The sequence below is a fragment of the Chryseobacterium sp. AG363 genome (assembly GCF_003610675.1).
In the GTDB taxonomy this organism is placed as follows: Bacteria; Bacteroidota; Bacteroidia; order Flavobacteriales; family Weeksellaceae; genus Chryseobacterium; species Chryseobacterium cucumeris.
This window is the reverse complement of sequence record NZ_RAQF01000009.1, coordinates 120901-127945: the sequence shown is the minus strand read 5'-3', so window position 1 is coordinate 127945 and position 7045 is coordinate 120901. Positions and strand designations below refer to the sequence as shown.

Here is a 7045-nt window from a genome sequence, read left to right as displayed (position 1 = left end):
GGTACTGCTAACGCGGGAGAGTAGGCCGCCGCCAGTTTTTATTTTATTTTTAAAAAACCTTTATCTTTACGATAAAGGTTTTTTTGTTATATACCTATATCTACATCTACACCAACAGCACTCAACATACTCCGTAAACTAACTAACACAAAATCCAAACAGAAACAGAAGTAATGAGTAATAGGTAATGAGAAGAAACCCAGATTTAAAACCTATCATTCTAGCTCGAATTTGAAAACCTCGTATTTCGAATTCCAAATTATTCATCATTTGGAATTTCTCTAGGGTCACTATTTAAATTTTATTCAAATACCAGGGATTTTTAGTTTTCTAATTCAAAAATTATGTAACTTAGTAAGATAAAAACGATTACGAATATTAAATTATATAATATGAAAAAACATTTATTCCCTCTGTTTTTACTGTTATTCGGTGTAAATGCCCAAGCACAGCAGGATTTCTTTGCGATTACAGGAAAAGATACGCAAAGTATTACATTCAATGATTTTCGTGCCATTGATGGAACTAATGGAACTTCAGGAGAGAAGTTTTTTACTGCCGAAGCTTCATCAAAAGTATTTTCCCAAGCAAAAAAAGGTATTGTCGCAGAAGACAGAAATTCTTACAGTCATTCTCAAGCTGTGACATTAGCTGCTCTTGCGTATGATTCTTCGAATAATAATCTGGTATACATGCCGATGTTTTCTTCTAATATTTATATTTTAAATCCAAAGACAAAGGAAATTACTTTAGTGGAAAATAATATAGCAAGAGTATCCTCATGTGATATTAATTCTCATATTACCAGAATGGCAACCGGATATAACGGAAACATTTATGCTGTAAATAATGCAGGAACACAGTTTTTAGAAATCAGAAAAGAAGCCGGACAATACACTGTAAATGATCTTGGAATCATAAAAGATGATGCCTCAAATGGCAGAAACTCATTTACTGCAATGGAAACCGGTTTTGGAGGTGATATGATTGCAGACGCAGATAATAATTTCTATGTATTTGCTGCTTCAGGGAATGTTTTTAAAGTTGTGACAAAGGATTTAAAAGCAAAATTTATAGGTAAAATTACAGGTATTCCTGATAACTATTCGGTAAATGGTTCTGCAGTAAATGCTCAGGGTAAAGTAGTGGTAGCAAGTGCAAAAGGAGGTGCTTTATATGAGGTCGATCTGGCAACTTTGCAGGCTAAACAGCTTCAGGGAGAACAGGGACTTCATATTTATGATTTAGCAAGCAAATATTTTGCTAATGATAAATCTACAGCAGTTAATAGTTTGGCTACAAATCTAGATATTTATCCAACAAGGGTTGATGAGCACTATATCAATGTGCATATTAATAATAATGTAAAAGGTTCTATTAAACTGAATATTTTTGATATGGCAGGTAAAAATGTAATGACTCAGAACCTATCTGTGAAAGAGGGTTCATTAGATGAAAAAGTATATCTTAAGGGATTGGTGACAGGAGCTTATATTGTAAATATTGTCGATGAATCAGGAAAAGTTATATTCAATAAAAAGATTTTAGTTACAAAATAATAGGATGCTATTAGTCAGCATATAAAGACCTTTTCAAATTATTTTGAGAAGGTTTTTTAATGATTATTTGATATCCAATAAGTTTTATTTTTCGATATTAAAATGTACTTTTATAAAAAAATATAGATGAAACTATACTTTAATGTAGGATATATTGTAAATGCTGGAGAAAACCTGCAGCTGGTATTTGGTGAAGAGGAGAATACCTTACATGTCCATACTATGTTTTACGCGGAGAATGGTTTATGGAAATGTGAAGTAGACTATTTTTCAAAATTCATTTCCTATCATTACCGCGTAGTGAATGAAAAAGGAAATGTATTAAGGGAAGAATTTGTGGGGCATCATTTGAGTTTTCCACATAATTATAAAGAGTTTATCATTTTTGATGAATGGAATAACAAAAACTTTCCTGAGAATTATTTAAATAATAAAATTCTTTATAATAAACTACACGACTTTATTCCTGAAAAAGTTACTGTTTTAAAAAGACATACCCATCTCTTTAGAATAGAAGCTCCTATTTATAATCCGGATTGGAGAATTGTTCTTTTCGGAAGTACGGCATCTTTAGGAAACTGGAGTTATGACAAAGTTATTCATCTTAATCAGACAGATTTTGGAATGTGGGAAGCTTCCGTTGAAATTCCGGAGAATGAATTTATCCAATTTAAATATTGTGTTTACGATACTAAAGAAAATAGGGTTATAGATGTAGAAACCGGAGAAAACAGATTCACGGCAGCTAACCAATTATCCGACGTTTTACAGGTTGTTTCCAACCATTATTTCAGGTTTAAAGGATATCAGATGTATCATGATGCCGGTGTAGCAATTCCTGTATTTTCTTTGAGAAGCGAAGACGGATTTGGAGTAGGAGAATTTACAGATCTTAAAAAACTGGCAGATTGGACGAAAGAAACCAATCTTGGAATTATTCAGATTCTCCCGATCAATGATACAACTGCTAATTATTCCTGGACGGACTCTTATCCTTATGCAGCTGTATCCGTATATGCTTTGCATCCACAGTATATCTCTTTAGAAAATCTTGATTATTCTTTACCGAAAGAATTAGTTGATGAGTATGTGTCTGAAAAAGAGAAATTAAACTCTTTGGATCTGATCGATTATGAAAAGATGATAGAAGGCAAGTGGAAATATCTTACTGCTGTTTTCCACAAGGAAAAAGACAAAATTTATAAGGACAGAAATTTCAAAAAATTCATCAAGGATAATGAATACTGGCTTGTTCCTTATTCTGCATTCTGTGTTTTGAGAGACAAGTATAAAACACCTAATTTCAACGAGTGGAAGACACACAAAAAATACATTGCCGGAAAGATCTCACAGTTTTTTACAACGAAAAATAAAGATTATGATACTTCAATGCTTCATGCCTGGGTACAATATCAATTGCATGTACAGCTGAAGGATGCTGTTGATTATACCCATAACCTGGGAGTTTCGTTGAAGGGAGATCTTCCTATTGGTATTTACAGATATTCTGTAGAAGCTTGGACAGAACCGGAATTATTCGGTATGGATTTCCAGGCTGGTGCACCTCCTGACCAGTTTACTGAATTAGGACAAAACTGGGAGTTCCCAACATACAACTGGGAAGCGATGAAAGCAGACGATTACAAATGGTGGAAAAACAGGTTCAAAGCTCTGGAACAGTACTTTGATGCCATGAGAATTGATCATATTTTAGGATTCTTCAGAATATGGAGAATGCCGGTTTCTGCTGTACAGGGAATTTTAGGGTACTTTTATCCGGCTGTTCCTATTGTAGCGGATGAATTTAAAGCCTGGCAGATTCCGTTCAATTTTAACAGGTATTGTAAGCCTTTTATCAACAATAAGATCTTATGGGATTATTTTGGGGAAGAAAGCGGAAAAGCTCTTGAGTTTATGAACCGTAATGAAGATGGTACTTATACTTTCAAAGAAGAGTTCGATACTCAAAGAAAACTCGTTAACTTCTTTAAGAAAAAACAACATGGTTCTCTTGAAGAAAAATTAGTTTCCCTTTGTGCCAACGTTTTGTTTTTAACAGAAGAAAGAAATGGGAAAACAGTTTACCATCCGAGATTCAATGTTTACAATACAGAATCTTATCAATACCTTCCTGAAGCAGAACAAAAGAGTATTTACGACCTCTACCATGATTACTTTTTCAGAAGACAGGATCACTTATGGTTTGAAAAGGCCATGGAGAAACTTCCGGTTATCCTGAATGCTACTAAAATGCTGATCTGCGGTGAAGACCTGGGAATGGTTCCTGCCTGCGTACCCATTGTGATGGATGAATTGGCTATTATAGCACTTAAAGTACAAAGAATGCCTTCTGAAAATATTCCATTCTATAATCCTAAGAATGCGAATTATATGAATGTAGTAACAGCCTCTTCTCACGACAGTTCAACATTGAGACAATGGTGGAAAGAAGATCCTGTATTGACACAGAAATACTACAATCAACAGCTGATCCAGTATGGAAAAGCTCCTGAAGATCTCAATCCTCATCTTGCAGAGATCATCATGAAGCAGCATTTATATAATGAGGCTATGCTGGCTATTTTCCCGATTCAGGAGTTTCTGGCCACAGATGCAGAACTTACCAATAAGAAAATGGATAACGAAAGAATCAACAATCCTGCCGTTTTCCCCCATTATTGGCGCTACAGAATGCATATCAAGCTTGAAGATCTGAAAAAGAAAAAATCTTTCAATCAAAAAATTGCTCACTGGGTAAAAGATAGTGGAAGAGTGTAAATTTAACAATTGATTATCAGGTAGTTGTAAATATTTTGAAAGAAGTTTAATCTTATGATTTAACTTCTTTTTTTTATTTGTATCAAAAAGATAGAATTAAGATATTCTGCTATATATTAACCAATTAACGACTATAGAGATGAAAAAAATATTTTTGGGATTAGCTTTTGGGTTAGGCGTTTTGACGTCAGCTCAGCAGTATCCAAATAATGGTTGGGATGATGATGGTTATTATCAGAATGATGGAGGTTATTACAGTGATCAAGATGATAGAAATTATTTCCCTGACGATTATTATTACAATTATCCACAGGACTATTATCCAAGCAATTATTACCAAAGCTATTATAACGACTACAGAGGAAGTATTATTAATATCGACTGGAACGGCTTTTTCGTACAGAACAGATTAAGCAGATGGCAGGTAGATCAGATTATGAGATTGAATAATCTGTATGCAAGCTTTACAGCATGGAATAATTTCTACAGATATAATCCGGACAGATGGTACTATGACAGATTTTATGCTCTGGAAAGAATTTTAGGACCAAGAGTATTTGTGGTTTTCCAGAATAACTATTACAGAGGAACCAGCCCGATAGTTTATTTCCAGAATTACAGAAGAACTTATTATGTACCGAGATATACTGTAATGCCAAGATATAGAAATATTAATATCAATATTTACAGGGTAGACCGATCAAGATTCCGCAGAATGGAGAATCCTACTTTTGATATTATCAGAAGAGACAGCAGACCAGATAATGGTTTCAGAAACACAAGAAACAATGGAAACTCAGGAGGGTTCCGTGGAAATAACGGAAATAACAATAATTCTGGTTTCAGAAATGAGAATAATGGTGGTTTCAGAAACAACAGCGAAGGCGGTTTCAGAGGAAATGCCGATAACGGAGGCTTCAGAAATAATAATGGAGGCGGTTTCAGAGGGAACAGTGAAGTAAGAAGAGAAGCTCCTAAAAGAGAAGATAATGGCGGATTCAGAGGAAATAATGGAGGTTTCAGACAAAAATCTGAAAATTCTGCACCAAGACAAGAGAACCGTGGTAATGGCGGTGGCGGTTTTAGAGGCAGTTTAGTAAGGAATTAATTTTCATATATTATATTTAAGTGGTGTGAAGGGCAGGTTTTTATAATCTGTCCTTTTTTTGGATATTTTGTTAATTTATTTTTATTAAAATTTAACATTATTTATGAATTTCTCAATTTAACTTATGTTTTAGTTCATAATCAAAAAGATATAATAACAAAATAACAATTAATTAAATTTTAAAAAGATGAAAAAATTAGTTTTAGCAATAGCATTTATCGGAATAGGAGGTTTTGCAATGGCACAACAAACTACAACTCCACAAGACAGACAGGCAAGAGCCGTTGAAATGAAGCAGAAAATGGAACAGAAACAACAGGAACGTCTAGACCAGATGCAGAAAGACCTTAATCTTAATCCATCTCAGGTAGCACAGATAAAGGCTCTTCAGGATAAAAGAAAAGCTGAAATGAAGGCGGAATTTGACAAAAATAGAGTAGACAGACAAGCTAAGATGCAGGAAATGCAGGCCAAAAGGGCACAAATGGATACTGATATGAAAAACATCCTTACTCCTGATCAATATGATAAATGGCAGGCTGACAGAAAAGCTAAAGCAGAAAAAATGAAAATGGCAATGAAAGAAAGAAGAATGATGAAAAAGCCGATGAATACAGGAACTGCTGAAGTAAAATAACAGCTTGTAATTTTAGTTTTTTAATGTGTTAAGGATGGATATTGTTCCATCCTTTTTGTATTAATTTTCTTTAAAACTTTTGATTTCGGGCTTTTATTCCCTATTTTTGACTATAAATTTAATACTTATGGTTAGCGAAAAAATTGCAAAATTAATTAACGAACAAATTGCCCACGAACAATACGCTGCTCAATATTATCTTTCAATGTCTGCATGGTTTTCTGGAAAAGACCTGGATGGAATTGCCAACTATTTCAGAGTACAGAGCAAAGAAGAATTGATGCATGCAGATAAAATGTTTGATTATTTGAATGATGTAGGAGGCGAAATTATCATCGGGGAAATTCCAAAACCACCCCACGAGTTCGAAAATGCAACAGATATTTTTGAAAAAGCATTAGCACATGAGAAAATCGTAACTAAAAGTATTTTCAATATTGTAAAAAATGCAAATGAAGAGGGAGATTTTGCAACAACATCATTCCTGCAGTGGTTTATCAACGAACAGGTAGAAGAAGAAGCAAGTGCTTCTCAATATGTAACAAAAATCAAAATGGTATGTGATAATCCATCTGCATTATACCTTTTTGATCAGGAATTGTCTCAAAGAGTATTTACTCCTGATACAACTGCTTAAAATTGAAAATTCTTCAAAATATAAAACCGTTATCCTCAGGAATAGCGGTTTTTTATTGTAGGATTATATCGTTATTTCTTATACGCAGGTCTTTGTATTCTCACTGCAGAAATAAAAACGACTGCTCCCAATACAAAGCTCAGAAACAATGAATTGGCAATGTTTTCAGTAGACATATAATGACGGTTATCTTCTGTAGCAGATGAATCTGAGTAATCCACAATATGATAAATGACCATTGTAGAAAACAACATCATAATCAGACTTATTACAAAGGAAGTTAAATATATTCTCATGGCTGGTTAGTTCTAATCAAAATATAATCA

At 33.8% G+C, this 7045-nt stretch carries 6 protein-coding genes; 5 read left to right on the top strand and 1 reads right to left on the bottom strand.

The annotated features are described in order from the left end of the window. Positions 1–392 precede the first annotated feature (392 nt). From DEU39_RS24170 to DEU39_RS24150, 5 genes are all read left to right on the top strand, one after another. On the top strand, positions 393–1559 hold the full coding sequence (locus DEU39_RS24170) for a T9SS type A sorting domain-containing protein (RefSeq protein WP_120233649.1): 1167 nt from the start codon (positions 393–395) through the stop codon (positions 1557–1559). Positions 1560–1685: 126 nt separating this feature from the next. Continuing rightward, a complete protein-coding gene (locus DEU39_RS24165; RefSeq protein WP_120233648.1) occupies positions 1686–4337 on the top strand; it encodes a 4-alpha-glucanotransferase in 2652 nt (883 codons plus the stop codon). A gap of 139 nt (positions 4338–4476) precedes the next feature. Continuing rightward, positions 4477–5445, top strand: a complete 969-nt coding sequence (locus tag DEU39_RS24160; protein WP_120233647.1) for a hypothetical protein — start codon at positions 4477–4479, stop codon at positions 5443–5445. Between the two features lie 187 nt (positions 5446–5632). Further along, on the top strand, positions 5633–6082 hold the full coding sequence (locus DEU39_RS24155) for a hypothetical protein (RefSeq protein WP_120233646.1): 450 nt from the start codon (positions 5633–5635) through the stop codon (positions 6080–6082). 127 nt (positions 6083–6209) lie between these two features. Further along, positions 6210–6719 carry a ferritin gene (locus tag DEU39_RS24150; RefSeq protein ID WP_002981834.1) on the top strand — a complete coding sequence of 170 codons (510 nt, stop codon included), beginning with the start codon at positions 6210–6212 and terminating at the stop codon, positions 6717–6719. A 71-nt stretch (positions 6720–6790) separates the two neighbouring features. On the opposite strand, the gene DEU39_RS24145 is transcribed toward DEU39_RS24150, so the two are convergent. Further along, positions 6791–7015 (bottom strand): hypothetical protein, encoded by a 225-nt coding sequence (locus tag DEU39_RS24145; protein ID WP_147367645.1) that lies wholly within the window; start codon positions 7013–7015, stop codon positions 6791–6793. Positions 7016–7045: the final 30 nt, after the last annotated feature.

What these genes read in the sequence shown, in the direction of transcription:
- DEU39_RS24170 (WP_120233649.1), top strand. Translation starts at nt 393, where the DNA reads ATGAAAAAACATTTATTCCCTCTGTTTTTACTGTTATTCGGTGTAAAT.
- DEU39_RS24165 (WP_120233648.1), top strand. Translation starts at nt 1,686, where the DNA reads ATGAAACTATACTTTAATGTAGGATATATTGTAAATGCTGGAGAAAAC.
- DEU39_RS24160 (WP_120233647.1), top strand. Translation starts at nt 4,477, where the DNA reads ATGAAAAAAATATTTTTGGGATTAGCTTTTGGGTTAGGCGTTTTGACG.
- DEU39_RS24155 (WP_120233646.1), top strand. Translation starts at nt 5,633, where the DNA reads ATGAAAAAATTAGTTTTAGCAATAGCATTTATCGGAATAGGAGGTTTT.
- DEU39_RS24150 (WP_002981834.1), top strand. Translation starts at nt 6,210, where the DNA reads ATGGTTAGCGAAAAAATTGCAAAATTAATTAACGAACAAATTGCCCAC.
- DEU39_RS24145 (WP_147367645.1), bottom strand. Translation starts at nt 7,015, where the DNA reads ATGAGAATATATTTAACTTCCTTTGTAATAAGTCTGATTATGATGTTG.